The organism is Ruegeria sp. CDSA034, from assembly GCF_059612275.1.
The window spans coordinates 120,169-142,659 of the sequence record NZ_JBXWQH010000003.1 but is presented as its reverse complement, the minus strand read 5'-3'; the positions used below and the strand labels follow the sequence as shown (position 1 = coordinate 142,659).

Genomic DNA, 22,491 nt, shown 5'->3' with positions numbered 1-22,491 from the left:
GACTCTTCCTCCTTAATAGGCGACGGATGGCAACCAGGTGGCAAGTGTGGGCCACAGGAAGACAAGAGCCAGTCCGGTCAATTGCAGCAGGACAAAGGGGATGATGCCCTTGTAGATATGCGTCAGTTTGATCTCGGGCGGGCAGACGCCCTTGAGATAGAACAAGGCGAAACCAACGGGTGGGGTTAGGAAGCTGGTCTGCAGCGTAACTGCCACCAGAATCACGAACCACACAAGCGCCGGTTCATCCAGTACTCCAAATCCGGGAATATCGATTCCCAGACCGTTCACGATGGGGCGCATCAGCGGCAGCACAATCAACGTGATTTCGATCCAGTCCAGAACAAAACCCAGCAGGAAGACGATGAACAGGATGAAGAGGATCGTGCCGTTCGCACCAAAGCCGGTGGACTGCACGACATGTTCAATCAACTCATCCCCACCGAGTTCCCGCAGGACATAAGAGAATACGGTCGCGCCCAGGAAGATTGCGAAGATGTAGGCGGTCGTGTTGAAGGTCGACACCAGCACATTCCACAGCTTGGCGAATGTCAGCTTGCGATAGCCCAGCGCAAGCAGTGTTGCACCCAACGCACCGATGCCCGAAGCCTCGGTTGGCGTCGTCAGCCCGGCAAAGATCGAACCCAGTACCGCAAGGATCAACAACAGGGTTGGGATGACGGCAAACAGCACGTCCTTGACGGCGGCCCAATCGGGGGCTTTTGCACCCTCGGGCACTGGTGCCGCATCGCGTTTCACCAAAGCGAGGATAAAGATGTAAGTCAGGTAAAGGCCACCAATGATGACACCCGGAAAGACCGCGGCCATGAACAGATCGCCTACCGACAATGCCATCTGGTCAGCCATGATCACCAGCATGATCGACGGCGGGATCAGGATGCCCAGCGTGCCTGAGGCCGAAACCACTCCAGCCGCCAGCGTGGGTTGGTACTTTTGCTGCATCATTGACGGCAGCGACAGCACACCTAGCAGAACCACGGATGCACCGATGATACCAGTCGAGGCGGCAAGGATGATCCCGATCAGCGTGACCGTGATCGCCAAACCGCCGCGCACCGTACCAAATAGGCGCTGCATCGAGGACATCAGACGCTCGGCCACGCCGCTTTCGTCCAGCATCAGGCCCATAAAGATGAACATCGGCAGCGCAACCAGAACCGCGTTGGACATGGTCGCGTAGACCCGGTTCACCACAGCCCCCAAGGTCAGATAATCGAGTCCCGTAAAGGTGCTTTCCAACCCTGTCCACAGCATCAGATCGTTGTCGAACAGATAGGCCAGCCCACAATAGGCAACGCCGACACCGGCCAGAACCCAAGCCACCGGATACCCGGTGAAAAGCAGCGCAATGAATGTCAGGAACATTGCGATGACCAGCTTTTCCTCAGTCGTTTCAACCAGGAAGGTCAGGCCAATACAAACCGCGGCAAATACGGCCAGCACCAGAAGGACTCGGCGCAGGGGTGCACCTTCGCGCTCTGACGCAGGCCCGTACATAAGCGCATGCCCGTCATGGATCAATCGCGCCAGCGCGGCCAAGCCCAGCAGAACAAAACTGATCGGAATGACCGCCTTGAAGGCCCAGCGCGCAGGCAGACCTGTTGGGCTGTCCGAGCGCTCGCTGACGCGGAAGCTTTCGTAGAAGTAATCATACCCTTGATCGATCATCAGATAGATGAATGGGGTCAGCAGAGTCAGAATGCCGATCACTTCGATCACACGCTGCGCGCGACGGGATAATTGCATGTGCAGAACGTCAACGCGCACGTGGCTGTCTGTGATCAAGGCATAGGATATGCCGATCATCGTGACGATGCCGTAAAAGTGCCACTGGATCTCGTCCAGTTTGGGATAGTTCTGGCTGAACAGATAGCGCAGCGAAACCTGGCTGAAGATCGCGGCCATCAACAGGACATTGGCCCACATCACCACATGCCCGACGGTTTTTACACCAGTATCAATAGCAACGGCCATTTTTTGGCGGTCAGTTTCGGGGTGCTCCAGGATGCCTTCATAGGCTTCGACCGGATCATTGAGGTTCTTTTGCGTGGCCATGGGTAATCCTCGCTCAGTTGACCGGCGCTAGCGCGGTCAAGGGAATGCAGGTTTGAAATCCTGATAATGTCCGAGGCAGAGTTGCCCCTGCCCCGGACGCGTCAGCAAGTCGGGTTACTGACGGGGGAGGAACGCATTGGTTTTCCACAGGACATAGCCGTCGCGGAACTCGTTCATGTCGGACAGAACCTTGGCAAAGAAGGCATCGTTGGCGGCCTCTTCGGCAGCAACCTCATCCCAGGTGGCACGGAAGGTGTCCAGCATCTCGGGCGACCATTGCTTGATGGTGACGCCGTTGTTTTCAACGTTGTCGATCAGGGCCGCATGCTGGATGGCCTCACCTTCGGCAAAACTGTCAGCCATCGAAGCCTTACAGGCGTTTTCGATGATCGCCTTGTGCTGCTCGCTGGTTTCGTTCCAGACGTCCTTGTTGATCATCAGCTCGAACACGGTCGCCTGCTGGTGCCAACCGGGGAAATAGTTGAACTTAACCAGTTTGTGAAAGCCCAGACGCGCGTCGATGGCAGGCATCGAAAACTCGGTTGCGTCGATGGCGCCTTTTTCAAGCGCGGGGAAAATCTCACCGCCCGGCAGCAACGAGGTTGCCACGCCCAGTTTCTGCATGACTTTTCCACCCAGACCGAAGAAGCGCATCTTGAGGCCACTCAGATCTTCAGGGGTGTTGATCTCGGTCGCGAACCAGCCCGACGTTTCAGGGGCAATGACCGCGCAGGGGATTACATGAACGTTGTATCCTGCCTGATCATACATCTCTTGATACAGTGACATTCCGTTGCCGTAATACAGCCACGCCATGTATTCGCCCGCCTCAGGGCCAAACGGAACCGCCGAGAACAGCGGCGCAGCCGGGATTTTACCCGCCCAGTAACCAGCGGTGGTGTAGCCCGAGTTAATCTTGCCAGTCGACACGGCATCCAGAATTTCGAACGGCGGGACCAATTTGCCCGGCTCGTAAACCTTCATCTTCAGCGTACCGCCAGACATCAGGTCAAGCTGCTCGGCAACACGAGGGATCGGGGAACCCAACCCTGGAAGCTCGGTCGAGAAAGCAATCGGGGTTTTCAGCAGCAGTTTGTCAGCAGCAATCGCAGGTGCCGCCATCAGGCTGGCAGCCACGGCAAGGCTCGTCAGGGTCTTTTTCATGAAATCTCCTCCAGGGTCGGTCGGACTTGGCGTCCGATGAATTTGTGACGCGAGATCTTCCTGCGCCACATTGGTAAATAAAGTTGACCAAACATTTCAGTCAACAACTTTATTTACCAATGGCTCGATTGCTATTTGCCTAGAGAAGATCCAGAACGCCTAAACTTAAGAGGGCCGCCGCCGACGATGATTGGGCGAGTGTTTCGATCTTTTTTTGTTTAACGATAACCAGTTGCACTCCAAATAATCCGAGAGGTTTCCCCACTAAATCAGGCATTGAAAAACACACACTCAAAGATTACTTTTATTTACCAAAGGGGTTCTGAAACTTCTTCAGAAGGGTAAACCACGATGAACACGACAGCGATTTTCGAACCGATTGGGCACGAATCACTCTCGGATGCAGTGGTGGCTCAGATTGAAGACCTGATTGCTTCGGGCATTCTCAAGCAGGGTCGCAAACTGCCATCGGAACGCGATCTGGCGGAAACCCTTCGCGTCTCCCGCCCCAAACTGCGTGAGGCGCTGGCGGTTCTTGAAGAACGAGGCCTGGTGACGACACAGCATGGTGAAGGCACTTTCGTAGCTGCGTTGACAGGCAGCGCCATGCTCCCTGCCTTGTTGGCGCTTTACGAACGCCATGAGCCCGCTTTTTTTGACTATCTCGAATACAGGCGCGAACAGGAAGGCTTTGCCGCTAAGCTCGCCGCGCGGCGGGCGACCAAAGCGGATAAGGAACGGATCACGAATATCTTGGCCGAGGATGAACGCGCATGGCGCGAGAAAGACGCGCTTGCATCGCGTGAGGCGGATTTTGCGCTGCACGCGGCAATTGTGGACGCCAGCCAAAACGCGACACTCATCCACATGATGGCGTCTATCTACGAGCTCACACGGCAAGGCGTGTTCTACAATCGTGATTTTCTAAAGACCATCGACGGCACGGGCAAGCTGCTGATGGAGCAGCATCGCGAACTTGGAATGGCGGTCATCGCAGGCGACGAAACACGCGCGGAAAAGGCTGCGTATGACCACATCGACTTTGTTGAAGAGTCCTTCAAGCTTGGCATTGAAAGACGCCGCCGTGAGGCAATGGCCGAAAAGCGCCGCCTTCTGTCTGATTCAAAACTCTGATCGGGCAGCGCAAGTCGTTCTTACTTTCCAACGATCTCAATCATGTAATCACGACGGGCTGCGGCAGGTGGTGGCTGAAACGGCGCTGCCGCGCGTACTTGCGCAAGTGCCACCTGATCCAGTCGTTTCGACCCCGAGCTGCGCTTGACGGTGACACTTACAAGCGCCCCATTGTCGCCAATCCGAAAACTCACCAACACCGCACCACGAATATTGACGTTCTTACGACGGGCACGGGTGATCTTGCGCATTACGTGCCCTCTGTAATTGCTGACCTCAGCGTTACCCTGCCCGGCCGCTATGGAACTTGTCTTTTTGGCCGTCGCAGCGCCTTTGCTGGTTTTTCCCGATGCATTGCCTTTTCTGGCGCTCTTTTCAGAATTTCCTGCCTGCGACGCAACCTGATCGACCTTTTGTTTGGTCGGGTCCGCCGGTTTCACGGCTGGGGTTTTCGCGACGGCTTCCGTCTCTGACGGCGCTGCTTCTTGCGCTTCGGCGGATGCTTGTCGATGGGTCACCGCGACGGCGGCTTTGGTGTCGGCGACAGTATGCTTTATCGCCCCGGGAACTGACGCCCGGGCCTGAGAGGTTGGGCTGACCGCAGTTTGTCGCTGTGTCGGTGCGACGGTCGGTTGATGTGCAGTAGCGGGTGTCGAGGCGGTGGCCCCCGTCACATAGTCCTTGAAGGCATCCCCCAGCGCAGCAACCTCGCCCGACCCGCCACCTTCGACAAGCACCGGTTCACCTGCGGAAAAGTCATGCAGGGCAAGAACATGAGTGGCTGCGGCTAGCGCCAAAGCGGCAACAGCTATGCCACGCGATCTGGGTATCATTGCAAACCCCTTTCTGTGACCACGTACACCCTTTTTGCACCCAGCGCGCGCAAGGCATCACTGACCTCTTTCAGCCGAACAGCAGGCAAAGCCCGGTCCGGCACGACGCGAACATCATCCAGCGGCAGGTTGATCGACGCGCGTTCCACATACGCCTCAACTCCAGTCAGTTCGGCGCCCCGGTATTCCAGTGAACCATCGCTACGAATGACCAAAGCATCGGGTGGCTCGCGACCGTCCAGATCACTGGTTTCCACCAGCTTCACCGATTTACTCAGCGGCGGTGCAAGCGTGCCTGCAATCATGAAAAAGATGAGCATCAGAAAGACGACATTGATCAGTGCGATCGTTGGCTCTCGACCCTGTTTTGCCTTGCGTTTGAGTTGAATCATCCGATCACCTGTGCGCGCAAATGGTCGATGCCTTTCAGCACCGAAAGCAAATCAATCAGCTGTTGCGAAGTCGCGTTCTGTCCAAGACTGATCAACGCGGTCTGAGGCTTATCGGTCGCCATCACCATGGCCATGTCTTCGAACGCGGCAAGCGTGCCATCAACCAAAATACGGTCGGCCTCAAGTTTGACAAAGCGGATTACCCGGTCAGTTTCCGCCCCTCCGGCAGCGGCAGTGGCAAATTCGATTTCGCCATATTTGGAGAACGTCGACGTCAGCATGAAGAACAGCAACAGCAGAAAGATGACGTCAATCAAGGACGTCATCGACAAGCGCCTGCGCCGTCTTCTGCGGACGTTAAGTGCCATGGGCGAAAACCTGTTGCGGGGTTTGGTCAGCCATCGGCGCGTCCTCAGCATAGCCCGGTGCAAACACAGTTCGCAAAGCGCGGTTGGCAAAGGTACGCTCACGGTTCATGCGCGCCTCGAACCACGTCAGGACCATTGATGTCGGCATAGCGACTGCAAGGCCGGCAGCGGTCGTCAACAGGGCCACCCAAATACCACCGGCCAGCAGCGACGGATCAACAGAATTGCCCGCGCCCTGTAGAGTTTGGAACGCCTCGATCATGCCTAATACGGTCCCGAAAAGCCCCAGAAGCGGCGCAAGTTGGGCGACCATATCCAAGACGTTGAACCCTTGCTCAAGTTGGGCAAACCGCGCTTCGGCCTCGGCGTCGGTACGCTCTGACAAGGTGCGATCCTCTCCAGACAAAGCCATCGCGATCACCGGCGCCAAGTAGCTGCGGCTATTGCGCAGATGTGCCGTTGTCTCGGCAAGGTCCCTGCGATCCCAGGCCTGAATGGCGCGCGAAAGCTCAATATGACGACCGACACCTGCGACGCGAAACTGCCACAGCTTGTACAGAACCAACGAAAGTGTTGCGATTGAGGTCACGATCAGGATGGCAACAACCGGCCCGCCCAATTCCAGAATTTCCATTATTTTTCTTATTACTGCGTCCATAACCTCACCCGATCACTTCCGTTTCAAGGCGACTTGTGAGCGTAAGCCCGGACATGCAGGCATCGGCCATGTCAGATTGTGTCACACATTCCTGTACACCGTTGATCAGTATTCGGCTGATCTGATCGCAAGCCATGTCGTTGAACTGGAACTGCCGCACACGGGGCTTGCCCGCAGGCAATTCGGCAAAATCAAGTAGTGTCAGAAGGGCCACCTGACCTTCTGCGCCGAAGAGAACGGTCTCATAAACCGCGCCATCGATATCGATGCCATAGGTATTTTCAGCGACAAAGCTCAGCAAACAGCTTTCGCCCTTTGCCTCGGCACTGCTGAGTTCGATTGATACGCCGCTGGGTTTTTGCGTTTCCTCTGCGCTGGCAATCCCTGCCCCCAAAATTGGGAGCAGGGTCAGCAGGACCACCCGAGCATTTCTTTTGATTGTTGTCTGCATGACTGGTCCTTTCGTGTGGATCAGAAGGTTTTGGCCAGGGTCAGCTTGAAGTTCCGGCCCGGTGAGTTGCGGGTCGAAAGGTTCGGCAGATAGTTCTTGTCAAAGATGTTCTCGACGCCTGCGCGAACTTCGAAACCCTGAAACGCGCCTTCCTGCGGCAGATAGGTCGCGCGCAGGGTGTTCACGCCGTAGCCAGCAACCGGATCTCCGCTTGAGTCGGTGCCGGATTTGGCGCCGAACAGCTCCCAGCTGACGTCCAGAGTTTCGCCAAAGCGTTTGCCGACTGTTACCCGCGCCGAGTCTGTCGGCTCGTTCCGCCATGGTGAGTCCACGCCAAGCGAGCTGGTTTCAGTCCCTTTGACGATGTTTGCGTTGAAGTCGACATAGTACCCAGCCGCGCTGGCATAAGATGCCTCGATTTCAACGCCTTTGGTTTCAACTTCCTGCAGCGGGCGGGAAGGACTGCCCGATACATAAGACGTGATGTCCCAAAGATCTGTCTTATAGAAATTGACCTTGGCACGAACCACATCACCCGCAGCAAAAACATCGCCACGATTATACGAGAAGCCCGCTTCCCATGTGCGCGACTTTTCAGGTTGGGTCATGTATGCTGGTGTGCCCAGATCGTCGATGATTGGCAGGTTTTCCGTGTATGCCCCACTGCCGAACACGGCAAAGCCGCTGGCGAATTCGTACCTTGCAGACAAACCGCCCATCAGCGCGTTGTTGTCATAGCTTTCATTGCGCGGAGCCGGTGCATCACCGTCGCCTTTGATGTCCTGCGTCTCGTACCGGATCGCCGGAGTGATGGTCAGCTGATCGCCGATCTGAATATCGTCCACGGCAAACAGTGCGACACGACGATCGGTACCACCAGGGGCCGAGGGCGCGTCCAGACGCTCGCGATTGATGAATTCGATCCCGGCGCGCAGGTCGTGCGAGGCGACACCGGTTTGGAAGTACGACGTATTCTTGATCGTCAGCTTCGTGGTTTCATAGTTGTGCGTCGCGTCAGCCAGCCCACGAATGCTTGGGAAGAATGGCGTTCCTTCCAGGCTTGAGGACCCGGGCACGTAAGAGCTGTCAATCTCCTGCTCCGAGTAGCTGAGGTTTACGTCCAGATCGATCAGGTCGTTGCCCGCCGGACGGTATTGATACCGTAGAATGCCGATTTTCGTTTCGATATCGCGGTCTACGTTGCCAAATGAATCCGATGTCGTGCCGAACGAGTCATACGGAACATCGCGTTCTTCCGACGTCGACTGATTATAGGACGCGGTGATCGAGTGTTCGAGGTCGTCACCAAAGCTGTATTTACCCTTTGCCAGAAGCGACGGCAGCGTGAAGGCACTGTTACCGATCGTATCGCCATTGCCGTCCTTCTGATCGTCCTGATCACGGTAGGTGTAGTTAAACAGGAATTCGGTCTGGCGGTTTGGCTGCCAGGCTAGGATGGACGACGAGGCAAAGCCGTTCCCGTTGGAATACCCTTCCAGCGTTTGACGGAACCGGAAGCCGGGCTCACCACCGGTGAAATCTGACGCGTCTTTGGTTTCCAACTGAACCACGCCGCCTACGACACCCGAACCGTATTCGAACGACCCCACAGTGCCGCGAATGACTGAGACGCTTTTATATAGCTGCGGATCAGTGAACAACTGATTGCCGATCCGATACAACTCCTCCGCGCCGGTTGTAGCCCCATCGACAAGGATCAGCACTTTCTGGTCGGTCCCAAAGGTGCCGTTGGCACCGAACCCACGGATATTGATCCCCGACCCTTGCGGTGTCGAGCCATTGACCAGCGTCACACCGGGCACCGTGTCAATCAGTTCTGCGACGGTGTTGGCCTGACGGTCGTTGATCTCTTCCTGATCGATATTGGTGACCGGCACGGCAGTATCCGTTTGGATTTCCCGTTTGCTTTCACCCAGTTCCAGCGTGCCCAGAAAGCCTTCATCCTGCTCTTGCGCCGAAGCACCAGCCGCCACCATGCTCAGGCACGACACCGTACCAAGCAACCCCATCTTTTGAATACGCGAACGCATTTCTGTCCCTTCGAAATTTTAAGAGGACCGGAAATGCTTGCTCCGCGCTGGCTTGGTCAGTCTTTTATGATTTTTGGAATCGCCTTTTTTGGCGACTTGTGCTCGTTAATAAAGTTGACTAAAACAGTCAACATAAATTCCTGGTCGTTCTTACGACCGCCGCCAGCAGTACACCGCGTTCAACGGTGGCCGTGCCAGCCCGACACCCATGACAATCGAAGATGGAAAAACCCATGACGGAACAGGTGCTTCTGGCCCCGGATCAAATTCGTGCGGCCTATGTTGAAAACACCGGAAAACGTGACCGCGACTTAGCGGAATCACTTGGAATAACCGAAGGTCAACTCGTTGCGGCGTTTGCGGGTATCGACGTAACGCGGCTTTCGGCAAGCCTTGATGACATCTTCCCGATGCTCAACGGGCTGGGTGAGGTCATGGTGCTGACGCGCAACCTCTCTTGCGTCATTGAAAAGGTCGGGCAATACGACAACTACCACTCCGGTGCGCATGCTTCGATGGTTCTGACCGAAGAGATTGACCTGCGCATGTTCCCCGGCCATTGGGTCCACGCCTTTGCCATCGAACGTGAAACGGACAAAGGGACAAAGCGATCCCTTCAAGTTTTTGATGCCGCTGGGGATGCGGTGCACAAGATCTTTCTGCGTGATGGCTCTGACCTGAACCACTGGGACGAACTTGTCAGGAAATTGCAGGCAGATGACCAATCCCAGACGCTGAGTGTCGAGCCGCGAAAGCCAACCGAGGCCGCCAAGGTGAACACCGACAAGGTCGAACTTCTGCGAACGGAATGGGCCAAGATGACGGATACACACCAGTTCCTGCGCCTAACCTCAAAGCTGAAGATGAACCGATTGGGCGCCTACCGCGTCGCTGGTGAACCGCTGGTTCGCGCGCTTGAACCGGCAGCGGTTTCCCAGATGTTCGAACAGGTCCGGGACCAAGGGCTTGAGATCATGGTCTTCGTCGGCAACCGGGGGTGCATCGAAATTCACGGTGGGTCGGTTGAGACGCTTAAACAGATGGGTCCGTGGTTCAACGTGCTTGATCCGCGCTTCAATTTGCACCTGCGCTCGGATCATATTGCCGAGGTTTGGGCCGTGACCAAACCAACCCAACGCGGTCCCGCCGTTTCAGTTGAGGCGTTCGATGCCGAAGGTGGTCTTATTCTGCAGATATTTGGCCGCCGTTCAGGCGAAAACGATCACCGCCCGGCCTGGGACCAACTGGTAGCAGGCCTGCAATCCAAAAAAGAAACCGAGGTGGCGTGATGAGCCCGCTTTGCAGGTTTTCATCGGTCGTCGCGGTAGCCGGCGCGCTGATCGGAACAGCGGCTATCGCAGCAGATGAGCCAGAACCCAACCGCATCATCGCCATCGGCAGTTCCGTGACAGAGATCGTCTATGCCCTGGGTCAGCAGGACCGCCTTGTTGGGCGGGACCGGACCTCGACCTACCCGGTTGATGTGCTGGACCTGCCCGATGTCGGCTATATTCGTGCGCTGTCACCCGAAGGGGTCTTGTCGGTGAAACCCGATCTGATCGTGGCACTGGAAGGGTCCGGACCACCGGAGGCTGTCGAGGTTCTCAGAGAGGCCGGTGTGCCCTTCGTCTCGATCAGTGAAGACTATTCACGCGACGGCGTGGTGGAAAAAATCCGGGCTGTCGGGGCCGCCCTGGGTGTCGAAGATGCCGCCGAAGAACTTGCCAATCAGACCGGTGCCAAGATTGACGGGGCCCATTCGAATGCAGTTGATGCTTCGGTGGGCGGCACACCCCGGGTTCTGTTTGTCTTGTCGGCTCAGGATAATCGCATCATGGTTGGCGGCGCGGACACACAGGCAGACAGTATCATTCGTCTGGCTGGCGGCGTGAACGCGGCTGGCAACGTATCGGGTTTTAAACCCATGACACCCGAAGCGATCGCCACAACCGCGCCGGACGTGATTCTGATGATGGATCGACAAGGCAACCACATCACTGCCAATGAAGATCTGTTTGCCATGCCAGCCATCAAGCTGACGCCCGCTGGACAGAAAAAACGTCTGATCCGCATGCAGGGTGCTTATCTGCTGGGGTTTGGCCCCCGAACGGCCGAGGCGATTGCTGATCTGTCGGCGGAATTGCAGAGAATAATCGGCTCATGACCGTTGCAATGGATCACGATGGCCTCAACGTGGCTGCGCACGACCGCCGAGTGACGGCACGCCGGGTCACTCTGGCCCTTTTGGCGCTGTTGGTCTTCACCAGCATCTGCAGCATCTCGGTCGGCGCGTCGGACGCATCCGTTCGCGCAGCATTCGCAGACCTGATTGCCGGGCGGGACATGTCGGACCTCGACCGGATCGTCCTGTGGGATATCCGCCTGCCCCGGCTGGCGATGGGAATTCTTGTCGGCGCCGCTTTGGCGGTTTCCGGCGTGGTGATGCAGGGCCTGTTTCGCAACCCTTTGGCTGACCCCGGAATTGTGGGCGTCAGCGCAGGTGCCGGTCTGGGCGCGATTTCCGCGATCATCCTCGGTGCGTACCTGCCCGCCTCCATTCTGGCCTGGGTCGGTAATAGCTTGGTCGCCGTGGCGGCATTCCTGGGCGGGTGGACGTCCGTCTTGCTGCTCTATCGCGTTTCAACACGAGGCGGGCAGACATCGGTTGCAACCATGCTGTTGGCAGGGATCGCGTTGGGTGCGCTGTCGGGCGCTGTGTCCGGGGTTCTGGTCTACATGGCCGATGACCAACAGCTGCGCGACCTGACGTTCTGGGGCATGGGCTCGCTGGCCGGCGCAACATGGACCAAAGCAGCCACGGCCGCTCCGATCATCTTGATTTCCGTGTTCACGGCCCAGTTCCTTGCCCGTGCGCTGAACGGCATGGCGATGGGCGAAGCCGTGGCGCACCACATGGGAATCCCGGTTCAGCGCAGCAAAAACATCGCCATTCTGGCCGTGGCCGGCGCGACCGGAGCCGCCGTCGCAGTCTCCGGAGGCATTGGTTTCATCGGTATCGTTGTGCCGCATCTGCTGCGGTTGGCGACCGGACCGGACCACCACCGCCTGTTGATGAACTCGGCCCTGTTAGGGGCTAGCTTACTGCTGTGTGCCGACATGATCAGTCGCCTGATCGTGGCACCGGCCGAACTGCCGATTGGCATCGTAACTGCAATCTTAGGCGCACCGGTCTTCCTGTGGATTCTGCTGCGGCGTCACGGAACAATGGGAATGTAAGTGATGAAGGGCGAAAACATACACGTCAAACTCGGCCGTAAAGAGATTCTGCACGGCGTGGACTTTGACGCAGAACCCGGAAAAGTCACAGCCATCATCGGCCCGAATGGCTCGGGGAAATCTACGTTACTCAAAGCCTTATCAGGCGAACTTGAATCTTGTGGAGAGATTTCCCTGAACGGGCACAGCATTTCCGAGCTGAAGCCTTGGCAACTAGCTGCAATGCGCGGGGTTCTACCGCAATCGTCAACCGTTGCCTTTCCCTTCACTGTGCTCGAGATCGTCCGACTGGGCCTTGCAAACGGGCTAGCTGCAGCGGATGACAGCCTGCCTTCCCGCGCGCTGGCTCATGTCGACCTCGCTGGGTTTGAGCACCGGTCTTACCAGAACCTTTCGGGTGGTGAGCAGCAACGAGTTCAGCTTGCCCGCGTTCTGACCCAAGTCTGGGACGCGACATACCACGATCAGCCCAGATGGCTGTTGCTGGACGAACCCGTTGCAAGCCTGGACATCGCACATCAGTTCACTGTGCTGGGCGTCGCAAGAAACTTCGCCACACAAGGCGGCGGCGTTGTTGTGGTTATGCACGACCTGAACCTGACGGCGCTGTTTGCCGATTATGTGTATGTCATGTCCGAAGGATCTGTTTGGGGCTCAGGCACGCCAACTGCGATCCTGAACGACCAGACGATGCTGCAGGTCTATGGTATCGACCTGCCTATCAGCACCCTGCCTAAAGCTCAGGTTCCGTTCATCCTGCCGCAGGCCATGCGACAGGCCTTAACCGCGTAAAGGGCACACTCAGGGCGAGCAGTATTTCCGCCTGCCCTAATCACGCACCGAAACTAGACGCCGTAACGGCTCAGTATCATCTCGACACTGCTGTCTATAGTCGCGGTCATTTCGACTTCGGTCAGAACATTGCCAGAGAAAACCATCGGCCAGAAAGCTCTCGACTTGATCAGGCCGATGAATTCCTGTCCCGCCTGTTCGGGGTTTTCGATCCGTAACTGCCCGTCTTCGGCTGCATCCCTCAGCATCTCGATAAAGATCGCTGTTTTGTCCAGTTTGCCTTGCGCAGCGGCAGCCAGATCAGGGTTGCGCAGAGTTTCGCTGATCACCATCCGTGCCATCGCCATCACTTCGGGCAGCATCAGAATGCGCCCCTCGGCCCAGGCCAGATCGGTTAGCTGCTTACGAATGTCGCGCCCTTTTTCATAGCGGATATCCCGAACGGCCGCGAACCGGTTAGACAGCTCCAACACGATGGATCTAAACAAGTTTTCCTTGCTTTCAAAGTACTTGTAAAGCGTGCGCTTGGACACCTCGGCCTGCGCTGAAATACGGTCCATGCTGGCGGCGGCGAACCCCTTTTCTTGGAATTCCGCTACGGCCGCTTCGATGATCTGGGCATGTTTGGACGCATTCGGCGCTGTGCATTCGTTCATATTTTAAAGCTATAGACCCATTGACAGATCAAGGTCAAACACTACGTAAACTCACCAGTTTACACGCGCGGGTTTCTGGCCTAGTGTAAACCCGCCAGTTTACCGACTCAGGTAACCAGCCCAACACGGAGAGCCCCCTCATGGCATTGACTTTGAAACTGAACGGCGAGACCCACACGGTCGACGCCGAACCCGGCACGCCCCTGCTCTGGGTGATCCGGGATGAACTTAAGCTGACTGGAACAAAATTCGGCTGCGGCGTCGCATCCTGTGGCGCGTGCACCGTGCATCTGAACGGCGAGCCTGTGCGCTCGTGCCAGACTTACATCGAAGATGTCGAAGATGCTGAGATCACCACAATCGAGGCGGTTGGAGACGACAAAATCGGTGCGGCCATTCAACAAGCTTGGATCGAACTCGACGTGGTCCAGTGCGGCTATTGCCAGTCGGGTCAGGTGATGTCGGCGGTTGGACTATTGTCCGAAAACCCCAAACCCAGCGTCGAAGAGATTGACGATTACATGCATGGCAACGCCTGCCGTTGCGCCACCTATCAACGCATTCGCGCCGGCATCCAGCGCGCATCTGAAATTTTGGAGGCCTGATCCATGACCATCAACACCTCCCGCCGTGGATTTCTGAAAGGTGCCGCTGCTGCCGGTGCCGTCCTGCTGGTTGGCGCACGCCCTGATGGGGCGCTGGCGGCTGCTTCGTCAGAGACCGCTCGATTCAACCCGTTCGTGAAGATCGATGCAGATGGAACCGTAACAGCCATCGTAAAACACTTTGAAAAGGGCCAAGGTCCAGCTACCGGCCTGCCGACGCTGATCGCAGAGGAAATCGGCCTGACCATGGACCAGATCGAATACGAATTCGCCCCGTCCAACCCGCAGGTCTATAACAACCTGTTGTTCGGCCCCTTCCAAGGCACCGGCGGCTCGACTGCAATGGCGAACTCATGGATGCAATACCGTCAGGCAGGTGCGGCAGCGCGTGAGATGCTGATCAATGCCGCCGCGCAAAGCTGGGGCGTGGACGCATCCGGCATCACCATTGAGGAAGGTATCGTCAAGGCAGGCGACAAATCGGCCCCAATCGCTGAATTCGTGGCCGCGGCCTCTCAACTGGAGGCTCCGGCTGAGCCGCGCCTGAAAGACTCGTCAGAGTTCCGTCTGATCGGCAACGAGACGGTGCGCCGCAAGGATTCGGCAATCAAAGGCAACGGTCAGGCAATGTACGCGATGGACGTCCATCTGCCGAACCATATGGTCGCCATGATCAAGCGCCCTGAATCGAAGGGCGGTATCGCCAACAGTTTTGACGACAGCGCGTCAAAAGAGGTGAAAGGCTATATCAGCGCTGCAGTTCTTCCAAATCAGGCAGGCGTCGCGGTTTATGCCGAAAACACCTGGGCCGCCATTCAGGCGCGCGACGCGCTTGAGGTAGACTGGGACATGTCCGGATCTGAGACCCGCGACTCGGACCAGATCAAGGCCGAAATCATGGCCGCTCTGGACGCCGAAGCCACGTATAACGTGAACAAGGCGGATGTCGCAGCGGTGTCGGCGACCATTGATGGCGCGGACACGGTCGTTGAAAACACCTTCTATTTCCCGCTTTTGGCACATGCCCCGATGGAACCGCTGAACTGCACCATCGAGCAAACTGCCGAAGGTGACATTGTCCTGCACGATGGTGCCCAGATGCCGACCGGCCCGCATATGGCCTATCAGCAGATCTTCCAACTGCCGCCAGAAAAGATTCACATCAAAACAATGCTGGCCGGCGGATCCTTTGGACGGCGGGCGACGCCAGATGCAGATTATCAGGTTGAGGCTGCGCTGGCCTTTGTGGTCACCGACCGCTCGCGCCCGGTCAAACTGGTGTGGACACGCGAAGATGATATCCGCAGCGGTTACTACCGCCCCGCCGTCGGCCACAGGGTTCGCGTTGGCCTGGACGCCGATGGCAAAATCGTCGGCTGGCAGCATCAGGTCGCCGGTCAGTCGGTCATCAAGGGCACACCGTTTGAGGCCGTCGCGGTACATGACGGCGTCGACCACAGCTCTGTCGAGGGCATTCCCGACAGCCCGTATGACATCCCCGGAATGGCCTTGGGTTTAACCGACACCCCCAAGGCAACAACGGTTCTTTGGTGGCGCTCGGTGGGGCACACGCACACCGGGTATGTCATGGAGACAATGATGGATACCGTGGCCGAGGCCGCGGGTCGTGACCCGGTAGAATTCCGTCTATTCCATCTGGCGGACACCAATAATGCGGATCAGCAACGCAAGGCAGAAGTTCTGAAGCTGGCTGTTGAGAAGGCCGGTTGGGGCAATGCTCCTGCGGGTCGCGCACAAGGTATCGCGGTGCATAAGTCCTTTGGGTCTTATGCCGCACAGGTTGTTGAGGTGTCCGGTGATCCGGAAAACGGCATCAAGATCGAGAAGGTCACATGCGCCGTGGATTGCGGGATTGCCGTGAACCCGGACGTGGTGCGCGCGCAGATGGAGGGCGGTATCGGATATGGTATCGGCCACGTCATGCGTGATCAGATCACGCTGACCCAAGGCGCGGTGGATCAGTACAACTTCCCTGATTATGAACCGCTGCGCATCGGCGATATTGCCGAGATTGACGTTCATATCGTGCCTTCCGCCGAAGCCCCCACTGGTGTTGGAGAACCCGGCACACCGCCTTCGGCCCCCGCGCTGGCTAATGCGATCCGGGCGCTTTCCGGCGTGAAAGTCACCACTCTGCCGATGGTGGAAAACGGCGTCAGCTTCGTCTGACGACCAACCCCGCGCCTGTCCCAATGGACGAGCGCGGGGTTTTTCTCAGCCAAAGAAAATTTGATCAAATTTCGTGACAACAGGTCGCTCCTCTATTACACCTCGGGTAGCCAGAGTAATGGAGTCAGTGATGGATCTGAGCGCCCTGCACAGTTTTCGCGTTGCCGCATGTGACCTGAATGGTCAGATGCGAGGCAAGCGTGTGCCGCCCTCTTACGCCGACAAGCTGGACAAAGGCACGCTGCGCATGCCGTTTTCAGCGTTGAATGTCGACCTGTGGGGCGCGGATATCGACGGCAGCCCGCTGGTATTCGAATCCGGTGACGCAGATGGTGTCTTGCTTCCGACCGAGCGCGGCCCAGTGCCAGTGCCTTGGCTGGAAACGGAAACCGCACTGGTCCCCATGTGCCTGTATGACGACGAAGGCACCCCGTTTGCTGGCGACCCCAGGCATGCACTTGCCTCTGTTCTTGATCGCTATGCACAGCGTGGCTGGTCGGTCATTGCGGCGACAGAGCTGGAGTTCACCTTGCTAGACGCCTCGGGTGCGCATCCGCAGCCGCCGGTCAATCCCGTGACCCAGCGACGACTGGAGGATGAGGCAGTCCTGTCGATGGCAGAAATGGATGCCTTCGATGCGTTCTTCACCGACCTTTATGACGGGTGCGCTGCGATGGGAGTTCCCGCGCAAACCGCCATCTCGGAAAGCGGTATTGGCCAGTTCGAAATCAACCTGAATCACCAAAACGCCATGCGCTGTGCCGATGATACATGGCTTTTCAAGGCCTTGGCGCGTGGCCTTGCCCGTAAACACGGGTTCACCGCAACCTTCATGGCGAAACCCTACGCCGATGACGCTGGCAACGGGATGCATGTCCATTTCTCGGTCGTGGATCAACAGGGCCGCAACGTGTTTGACAACGGTGGACCCGAAGGCACCGATTTTCTTCGGTGGGCGGTGGCGGGATGCCTGACGGCGATGCCCGGATGTACGCTTGTCTTTGCACCGCACGGGAGTTCATACACGCGTCTGGTCCCGGGCGCGCACGCCCCAACCGGTGCGTGTTGGGCCTATGAGAACCGCACTGCGGCTGTGCGTATTCCCGGTGGCGCGCCGGTCGCGCGACGGATCGAACACCGCGTCGCCGGTGGGGACATCAACCCCTATCTGATGTTGGCCGCTGTTCTGGGGGGCGCCATGAACGGCATCGAAGATCAGTCGGAACCGCCTGCCCCTATTACGGGCAATGCCTATGAAGTCGACGGGCTGCCGCAATTGGCTGCCGACTGGACCCAAGCCATTGCAGCATTCGAAACAGACCCCAATGTCGCGCGCATCTTTCCGGCCGACCTGATCCGCTATTTCGCCATGACCAAGCGACAGGAAATCAGGCGGTTCGCCGAACGCCCATCCGAAAACCATTGGCTGAGTTATGTCGAAGCCGTATGAGCCCTCTTGCCCGCCCGCATCCGCTGGGCTAGAATAAATTTGATCAAATTTGGTGACCCATGAAAATCGGCATCCTACTGACCGGCCATCCACCTGATGAACTGCAGGACAAATTCAGCGAATATGACGCGATGTTTGCCGCGCTGCTGGAAGGCAACGGCTTTACCTACGAAACCTTCGCCGTTGTAGACGGCCAATTCCCCAAGGACGCGTTTCAGGCTGATGGTTGGATCATCACCGGCTCGCGCCATGGTGCGTATGAGGATCATGCGTGGATACCACCGCTCGAAGATCTAATCCGCGCCATTCAACACAGCGGTCGCCCGCTGATCGGTGTGTGCTTTGGCCACCAGATCATCGCGCAGGCGCTTGGCGGCAAAGTAGAAAAGTTTACCGGTGGCTGGGCCGTGGGGCGCACCGAATATGACTTGGATGGCCAATCCGTCACCCTGAATGCCTGGCATCAGGATCAGGTTGTTGAATTGCCCGAAGGCGCGCGTGTGATCGGCGCCAACGACTTTTGCCGTAATGCGATGGTAAGTTATGGCGACAACATCTGGACCGTGCAGGCCCACCCGGAATACGGCGATGCCTTTATCCAGGGCTTGATGGAAACGCGCGGCAAGGGTGTGGTTCCCGACCCGTTGATGGAAGCTGCCGCTAACCGGCTGCCCGGCCCCGACGACAACGCGACCATCGGACGGCACATGGCAGAATTTCTGAAGAAAGAGAGGGCCTGATGGCCAACTGGACAGACCAGCTGCCAGAAGCAGCAAAAACCTATATCTCCGGCCACCGGCTGGATGAGGTCGAATGCATCATCTCGGACCTGCCGGGCATCGCACGCGGCAAGGCCGTACCTGCCAGCAAATTCGCGCGGCAGACTTATTTCCACCTGCCCGACAGCATCTTTTACCAAACCATCACCGGCGATTGGGGCGAAGCAGCGGGTGAGGACGGGTTTATCGAACGGGATATGATCCTGAAACCTGATTTCTCTACCGTATCTGCCGCGCCGTGGACGGGTGACTGGACATTGCAGGTTATTCACGACGCCTACGACCGGGATGGTGAGCCGATCCCCTTCAGCCCGCGTAACGTATTGAAGCGTGTTGTGCAGCTGTATCACGACAAAGGCTGGGACCCGATCGTCGCGCCCGAAATGGAGTTCTTTCTGGTCGCCCCCAATGTCGACCCGGCGCATGGGATCAAACCCATGATGGGCCGTTCGGGCCGCCCGGCGGCCGCGCGGCAGGCCTATTCGATGACCGCGGTGGACGAGTTCGGACCTGTAATCGACGACATCTATGATTTCGCCGAGCATCAAGGGTTCGAAATTGACGGCATCACGCAGGAAGGGGGCGCGGGTCAGCTAGAGATTAACCTGCGCCATGGCGACCCGGTCAAACTGGCCGACGAAGTGTTCTACTTCAAACGTCTGATCCGCGAGGCCGCGCTGCGCCACAACTGCTTTGCCACGTTCATGGCAAAACCGATCGAGGATGAGCCAGGCTCGGCGATGCACATCCACCACTCGATTATCGACATGGAAACAGGCCAGAACATCTTTTCCGGTCCTCAGGGCGGTGAAACGGACGCGTTCTACAACTTCATTGCCGGGTTGCAGAACCACCTGCCGGCAGGTCTGGCCGTGATGGCCCCATACGTGAATTCCTACCGCCGTTATGTGAAAGACCACGCCGCACCGATCAATCTGGAATGGGCGCGTGATAATCGCACCACCGGCATTCGCGTGCCCCTGTCCGGCCCCGAGGCACGCCGCGTGGAAAACCGGATCGCAGGGATGGATTGCAACCCTTATCTGGGCATCGCGCTGTCCCTGGCCTGTGGTTATCTGGGCCTGACCCGGCAAGAACGCCCGCGCCGCCAATTCTATGGTGACGCATATGAGGGCGAAGGTGACATCCCGCAGGTGATGGGCAACGCTTTGGACCTGTTTGATGAGGCCACTGCCTTGCACGAAGTTCTGGGCCCTGAGTTCGCCCGCGTCTATGGCATCGTCAAACGGGCCGAGTACGAAGAGTTCCTGCAGGTCATCTCTCCGTGGGAGCGCGAACATCTGCTGATGAATGTCTGAGGCACCCGATGAACCTGCTTTATTCCAATGACCGCAAGGCCGAGTACCCGGCCAGCTGGTACGCTGCTACGGCCAATCCGGTGGATCGCTTCCCCGCGCTGTCCGGCGATGTGAAGGCTGATGTTTGCATTGTCGGCGGCGGGTATACCGGCCTGTCCGCCGCATTGCATCTGGCCGAAGCAGGGTTCGATGTTGTTCTGCTTGAGGCGCACCGCGTTGGCTTTGGGGCCTCGGGCCGCAATGGCGGGCAATTGGGCAGCGCACAGCGGATGGATCAGGAAGACCTCGAGCGGCTGGTCGGCGATGATGACGCCGCCAAGCTGTGGGACCTAGCCGAAGACGCAAAAGATCTGGTCAAGTCCCTGATCGCGAAGCACCAGATCGACTGTGATCTGAAACCCGGCGTAGCCGTTCTGGGCCTCAGCAATGGTGAACAGCAAGAGCTTCACGATCACGCGGCACATCTGTCCGACCGCTATGGTTATGACCAGATGGAGGTTCTGGACGAAGGCGCAGGTCAGGCATTGTGTCCTTCGCCCTCTTATCGGGGCGGCTATCTGGATATGGGCGCGGCGCATCTGCATCCGCTGAATTTTGCGTTGGGGCTGGCTCAGGCAGCGGCAAAAGCAGGCGTACGCATCTATGAAAGCACCGAGGTTCTTGGCGTCGAAGAAACCACCCCAGCCGTTGTGAAATCCGCGCAGGGCAATGTGACGGCAGACCACGTCATTCTGGCCTGCAACGGATATCTCGGCGATCTGAACCGCAAGGTGGCCACCAAGGTCATGCCCATCAACAACTTCATCGCCGCGACCGAGCCTTTGGGCGCGGATGCCGCCCGCGTTCTGACAAAAGCCGTGGCTGTCGCCGACACCAAGTTCGTGGTGAATTACTTCCGCCTTAGCGCCGATGGCCGCCTGCTGTTCGGCGGCGGCGAAAGCTACGGCTACCGTTTTCCCAGTGACATCACGGCAACAGTGCGCAAACCGATGACCGAGATTTTCCCGCACTTGAGGGATGTAAAGATCGACTACGCTTGGGGCGGCACTCTGGCCATCACAATGCGTCGGATGCCGTATCTGACGCGGATCGCGCCCAATATCCTGTCCGCGTCGGGTTATTCCGGGCACGGGGTCGGCACGGCCACGCACGCGGGTCAACTGATGGCGCTGGCCATCCAGGGGCAAGCCGAAGGGTTTAACACAATGGCCCGCGTCCCCGCCCTGCCCTTTCCCGGAGGGCCCGCGCTGCGTAGCCCGCTGCTGGTGCTTGCGATGACATGGTTTGCGTTGCGGGACCGGTTGGGGGTGTGACGCTAAGGCGCTTGCTTGAACTCTCTCAAAACGCGGAACCCCGCCAAAGTCGATCGGGTATCCCGCAAGGCTCTCCCACGATTGGCAACACGAGAAGTGTTCATTGCTGCCGCATACGCTCCACCCCGGCTCACTGTTTTCGCGCACGGCGTTTCGAGAGCCATTTCCAGATAGCGGCTGGATGTTTCCCACCCCGCATAGGTGTCGGTCCAGCAGGACATCGTGCATTCGATCACATTGCCCGACATGTGGCGCAGTCCCCACGCATTAGCGGCGTCCAGTTGGTCTACAGGTACAGGCGTGCCGCGCGAAACAAGGTCAGGCCGCTCTTCGCCCAGCATGATTTCGGTCGCGCTGCCCAGAAAATTCACCTGATCCGTGGTGACTTCTTCGCCCTGCGCAAAGGGTGTCTGCGTTCCGGCGCGGGCGGCGTATTCCCACTCTGCCTCAGTCGGCAGGCGGTAGACGTCCATCCCGACCTTACTGTTCAGCCAATCGGTGTAAGAAACCGCATCCAGATAAGAGACCGTGATAACGGGATGGTTGCCCCTGACCTTTGCGCGCTTGGACTTAGGCAGTCGAATAAAGTCCTGCGGCTCGTACCCGCCGCAGCCGCCATCCTGCACACAGGCCATCCACTGATCATAGGTGATCTCATTCCGGCCCATGGCGACGGGCATGTCTATCGTGACCTGGTGAACCGGCCCCTCATGAAAGGCGATATACGGGTTGTCGGGCGTAACAGATATCCAGTTGCCTGCCTCATCAAACTTGATGTTCTGCTTTGACTCTCCCGGAGGTCCGCCCCTCAGAAACTCACCCAAAGGCAAGACAATCATCTCGGGGCAAACATCGCATTCCTGAAATATCTCGAGCGGCGCGACTTCGGTTCCATCCGAGAGAACATATTGGGCGTGTGCGACTGTTGCGAACGAGGATATCGCCAACAGCCTTGTCAAAGGTCTGAATATCAAATCTGGGGTCCAACCCGTGAATAACAAAAGCAGAGTTCAACCAATCGCA

Annotated in this window: 21 protein-coding genes; 11 read left to right on the top strand and 10 right to left on the bottom strand. The window is 57.8% G+C overall.

All coding sequences use genetic code 11. The annotated features are described in order from the left end of the window. Positions 1-12: 12 nt before the first annotated feature. Both AC2FLJ_RS07480 and AC2FLJ_RS07475 read right to left on the bottom strand, forming a co-directional pair. Positions 13-2,076 (bottom strand): TRAP transporter large permease subunit, encoded by a 2,064-nt coding sequence (locus AC2FLJ_RS07480; RefSeq protein WP_496705083.1) that lies wholly within the window; start codon positions 2,074-2,076, stop codon positions 13-15. Positions 2,077-2,190: 114 nt separating this feature from the next. Then, on the bottom strand, positions 2,191-3,240 hold the full coding sequence (locus tag AC2FLJ_RS07475; RefSeq protein ID WP_496696915.1) for a TRAP transporter substrate-binding protein: 1,050 nt from the start codon (positions 3,238-3,240) through the stop codon (positions 2,191-2,193). Positions 3,241-3,591: 351 nt separating this feature from the next. Here AC2FLJ_RS07475 and AC2FLJ_RS07470 point away from each other — a divergent pair, with 351 nt between their 5' ends. Beyond that, positions 3,592-4,374 carry a FadR/GntR family transcriptional regulator gene (locus AC2FLJ_RS07470; RefSeq protein WP_496696917.1) on the top strand — a complete coding sequence of 261 codons (783 nt, stop codon included), beginning with the start codon at positions 3,592-3,594 and terminating at the stop codon, positions 4,372-4,374. A gap of 20 nt (positions 4,375-4,394) precedes the next feature. On the opposite strand, the gene AC2FLJ_RS07465 is transcribed toward AC2FLJ_RS07470, so the two are convergent. The 6 genes from AC2FLJ_RS07465 to AC2FLJ_RS07440 are packed head-to-tail and all read right to left on the bottom strand — an operon-like array spanning position 4,395 to position 9,127. Continuing rightward, positions 4,395-5,207: a cell envelope integrity TolA family protein gene (locus AC2FLJ_RS07465; protein WP_496705080.1), complete on the bottom strand. Its 813-nt coding sequence runs from the start codon at positions 5,205-5,207 to the stop codon at positions 4,395-4,397. Beyond that, positions 5,204-5,599 (bottom strand): ExbD/TolR family protein, encoded by a 396-nt coding sequence (locus AC2FLJ_RS07460; RefSeq protein WP_496696921.1) that lies wholly within the window; start codon positions 5,597-5,599, stop codon positions 5,204-5,206. Before AC2FLJ_RS07460 ends, AC2FLJ_RS07465 begins: the two co-directional genes overlap by 4 nt. Then, complete coding sequence (locus AC2FLJ_RS07455; RefSeq protein ID WP_496705078.1) at positions 5,596-5,967, bottom strand: biopolymer transporter ExbD; 372 nt, start codon at positions 5,965-5,967, stop codon at positions 5,596-5,598. The genes AC2FLJ_RS07460 and AC2FLJ_RS07455 overlap by 4 nt, the downstream gene beginning before the upstream one ends. Further along, complete coding sequence (locus AC2FLJ_RS07450) at positions 5,957-6,601, bottom strand: MotA/TolQ/ExbB proton channel family protein (RefSeq protein WP_496696925.1); 645 nt, start codon at positions 6,599-6,601, stop codon at positions 5,957-5,959. The genes AC2FLJ_RS07455 and AC2FLJ_RS07450 overlap by 11 nt, the downstream gene beginning before the upstream one ends. Positions 6,602-6,629: 28 nt before the next feature. Beyond that, a complete protein-coding gene (locus AC2FLJ_RS07445) occupies positions 6,630-7,076 on the bottom strand; it encodes a hypothetical protein (RefSeq protein WP_282154207.1) in 447 nt (148 codons plus the stop codon). Positions 7,077-7,096: 20 nt separating this feature from the next. Next, entirely contained in the window at positions 7,097-9,127 is a 2,031-nt protein-coding gene (locus tag AC2FLJ_RS07440) for a TonB-dependent receptor domain-containing protein (protein ID WP_472724068.1), read from the bottom strand. A gap of 233 nt (positions 9,128-9,360) precedes the next feature. Between AC2FLJ_RS07440 and AC2FLJ_RS07435 the strand changes: the two genes are divergently transcribed. From AC2FLJ_RS07435 to AC2FLJ_RS07420, 4 genes are read left to right on the top strand one after another with little or no spacing between them, the layout of a single operon-like run. Next, a complete protein-coding gene (locus AC2FLJ_RS07435) occupies positions 9,361-10,416 on the top strand; it encodes a hemin-degrading factor (protein ID WP_496705075.1) in 1,056 nt (351 codons plus the stop codon). Continuing rightward, positions 10,416-11,291, top strand: coding sequence for a heme/hemin ABC transporter substrate-binding protein (locus tag AC2FLJ_RS07430; RefSeq protein WP_496696929.1), 876 nt, complete (start codon positions 10,416-10,418; stop codon positions 11,289-11,291). The genes AC2FLJ_RS07435 and AC2FLJ_RS07430 overlap by 1 nt, the downstream gene beginning before the upstream one ends. Then, on the top strand, positions 11,288-12,364 hold the full coding sequence (locus AC2FLJ_RS07425) for a FecCD family ABC transporter permease (protein WP_496696931.1): 1,077 nt from the start codon (positions 11,288-11,290) through the stop codon (positions 12,362-12,364). The genes AC2FLJ_RS07430 and AC2FLJ_RS07425 overlap by 4 nt, the downstream gene beginning before the upstream one ends. Before the next feature lie 3 nt (positions 12,365-12,367). Then, entirely contained in the window at positions 12,368-13,156 is a 789-nt protein-coding gene (locus tag AC2FLJ_RS07420) for a heme ABC transporter ATP-binding protein (RefSeq protein WP_282169278.1), read from the top strand. Between the two features lie 53 nt (positions 13,157-13,209). Here the strand turns inward: AC2FLJ_RS07420 and AC2FLJ_RS07415 are convergent, their stop codons facing one another. Beyond that, the gene (locus AC2FLJ_RS07415; RefSeq protein WP_058274090.1) at positions 13,210-13,812 is read right to left on the bottom strand and encodes a TetR/AcrR family transcriptional regulator; all 603 of its coding nucleotides are present in this window, start codon (positions 13,810-13,812) and stop codon (positions 13,210-13,212) included. Positions 13,813-13,952: 140 nt separating this feature from the next. Between AC2FLJ_RS07415 and AC2FLJ_RS07410 the strand changes: the two genes are divergently transcribed. The 6 genes from AC2FLJ_RS07410 to AC2FLJ_RS07385 all read left to right on the top strand — a co-directional run bounded on the left by AC2FLJ_RS07410 (position 13,953) and on the right by AC2FLJ_RS07385 (position 21,468). Next, positions 13,953-14,417: a (2Fe-2S)-binding protein gene (locus AC2FLJ_RS07410; protein ID WP_282154201.1), complete on the top strand. Its 465-nt coding sequence runs from the start codon at positions 13,953-13,955 to the stop codon at positions 14,415-14,417. Between the two features lie 3 nt (positions 14,418-14,420). Beyond that, the gene (locus AC2FLJ_RS07405) at positions 14,421-16,607 is read left to right on the top strand and encodes a xanthine dehydrogenase family protein molybdopterin-binding subunit (RefSeq protein ID WP_496705073.1); all 2,187 of its coding nucleotides are present in this window, start codon (positions 14,421-14,423) and stop codon (positions 16,605-16,607) included. Positions 16,608-16,737: 130 nt separating this feature from the next. Continuing rightward, the gene (locus AC2FLJ_RS07400; protein ID WP_496696935.1) at positions 16,738-18,057 is read left to right on the top strand and encodes a glutamine synthetase family protein; all 1,320 of its coding nucleotides are present in this window, start codon (positions 16,738-16,740) and stop codon (positions 18,055-18,057) included. Between the two features lie 59 nt (positions 18,058-18,116). Continuing rightward, positions 18,117-18,797 (top strand): type 1 glutamine amidotransferase, encoded by a 681-nt coding sequence (locus AC2FLJ_RS07395; protein WP_282121503.1) that lies wholly within the window; start codon positions 18,117-18,119, stop codon positions 18,795-18,797. Further along, positions 18,797-20,155 (top strand): glutamine synthetase family protein, encoded by a 1,359-nt coding sequence (locus AC2FLJ_RS07390; RefSeq protein ID WP_108862197.1) that lies wholly within the window; start codon positions 18,797-18,799, stop codon positions 20,153-20,155. Before AC2FLJ_RS07395 ends, AC2FLJ_RS07390 begins: the two co-directional genes overlap by 1 nt. An 8-nt stretch (positions 20,156-20,163) precedes the next feature. Further along, complete coding sequence (locus tag AC2FLJ_RS07385) at positions 20,164-21,468, top strand: NAD(P)/FAD-dependent oxidoreductase (protein ID WP_496705070.1); 1,305 nt, start codon at positions 20,164-20,166, stop codon at positions 21,466-21,468. A gap of 2 nt (positions 21,469-21,470) precedes the next feature. On the opposite strand, the gene AC2FLJ_RS07380 is transcribed toward AC2FLJ_RS07385, so the two are convergent. After that, positions 21,471-22,415 carry a formylglycine-generating enzyme family protein gene (locus tag AC2FLJ_RS07380; protein ID WP_496705069.1) on the bottom strand — a complete coding sequence of 315 codons (945 nt, stop codon included), beginning with the start codon at positions 22,413-22,415 and terminating at the stop codon, positions 21,471-21,473. Positions 22,416-22,491 lie beyond the last annotated feature (76 nt).

Bases quoted from the DNA above. Each gene is read 5' to 3' on its own strand.
- AC2FLJ_RS07405 (WP_496705073.1), top strand. From the start codon at position 14,421: ATGACCATCAACACCTCCCGCCGTGGATTTCTGAAAGGTGCCGCTGCT.
- AC2FLJ_RS07415 (WP_058274090.1), bottom strand. From the start codon at position 13,812: ATGAACGAATGCACAGCGCCGAATGCGTCCAAACATGCCCAGATCATC.
- AC2FLJ_RS07480 (WP_496705083.1), bottom strand. From the start codon at position 2,076: ATGGCCACGCAAAAGAACCTCAATGATCCGGTCGAAGCCTATGAAGGC.
- AC2FLJ_RS07385 (WP_496705070.1), top strand. From the start codon at position 20,164: ATGAACCTGCTTTATTCCAATGACCGCAAGGCCGAGTACCCGGCCAGC.
- AC2FLJ_RS07425 (WP_496696931.1), top strand. From the start codon at position 11,288: ATGACCGTTGCAATGGATCACGATGGCCTCAACGTGGCTGCGCACGAC.
- AC2FLJ_RS07460 (WP_496696921.1), bottom strand. From the start codon at position 5,599: ATGATTCAACTCAAACGCAAGGCAAAACAGGGTCGAGAGCCAACGATC.
- AC2FLJ_RS07465 (WP_496705080.1), bottom strand. From the start codon at position 5,207: ATGATACCCAGATCGCGTGGCATAGCTGTTGCCGCTTTGGCGCTAGCC.
- AC2FLJ_RS07395 (WP_282121503.1), top strand. From the start codon at position 18,117: ATGAAAATCGGCATCCTACTGACCGGCCATCCACCTGATGAACTGCAG.
- AC2FLJ_RS07475 (WP_496696915.1), bottom strand. From the start codon at position 3,240: ATGAAAAAGACCCTGACGAGCCTTGCCGTGGCTGCCAGCCTGATGGCG.
- AC2FLJ_RS07470 (WP_496696917.1), top strand. From the start codon at position 3,592: ATGAACACGACAGCGATTTTCGAACCGATTGGGCACGAATCACTCTCG.
- AC2FLJ_RS07440 (WP_472724068.1), bottom strand. From the start codon at position 9,127: ATGCGTTCGCGTATTCAAAAGATGGGGTTGCTTGGTACGGTGTCGTGC.
- AC2FLJ_RS07400 (WP_496696935.1), top strand. From the start codon at position 16,738: ATGGATCTGAGCGCCCTGCACAGTTTTCGCGTTGCCGCATGTGACCTG.
- AC2FLJ_RS07430 (WP_496696929.1), top strand. From the start codon at position 10,416: ATGAGCCCGCTTTGCAGGTTTTCATCGGTCGTCGCGGTAGCCGGCGCG.
- AC2FLJ_RS07420 (WP_282169278.1), top strand. From the start codon at position 12,368: ATGAAGGGCGAAAACATACACGTCAAACTCGGCCGTAAAGAGATTCTG.
- AC2FLJ_RS07390 (WP_108862197.1), top strand. From the start codon at position 18,797: ATGGCCAACTGGACAGACCAGCTGCCAGAAGCAGCAAAAACCTATATC.
- AC2FLJ_RS07435 (WP_496705075.1), top strand. From the start codon at position 9,361: ATGACGGAACAGGTGCTTCTGGCCCCGGATCAAATTCGTGCGGCCTAT.
- AC2FLJ_RS07455 (WP_496705078.1), bottom strand. From the start codon at position 5,967: ATGGCACTTAACGTCCGCAGAAGACGGCGCAGGCGCTTGTCGATGACG.
- AC2FLJ_RS07450 (WP_496696925.1), bottom strand. From the start codon at position 6,601: ATGGAAATTCTGGAATTGGGCGGGCCGGTTGTTGCCATCCTGATCGTG.
- AC2FLJ_RS07410 (WP_282154201.1), top strand. From the start codon at position 13,953: ATGGCATTGACTTTGAAACTGAACGGCGAGACCCACACGGTCGACGCC.
- AC2FLJ_RS07445 (WP_282154207.1), bottom strand. From the start codon at position 7,076: ATGCAGACAACAATCAAAAGAAATGCTCGGGTGGTCCTGCTGACCCTG.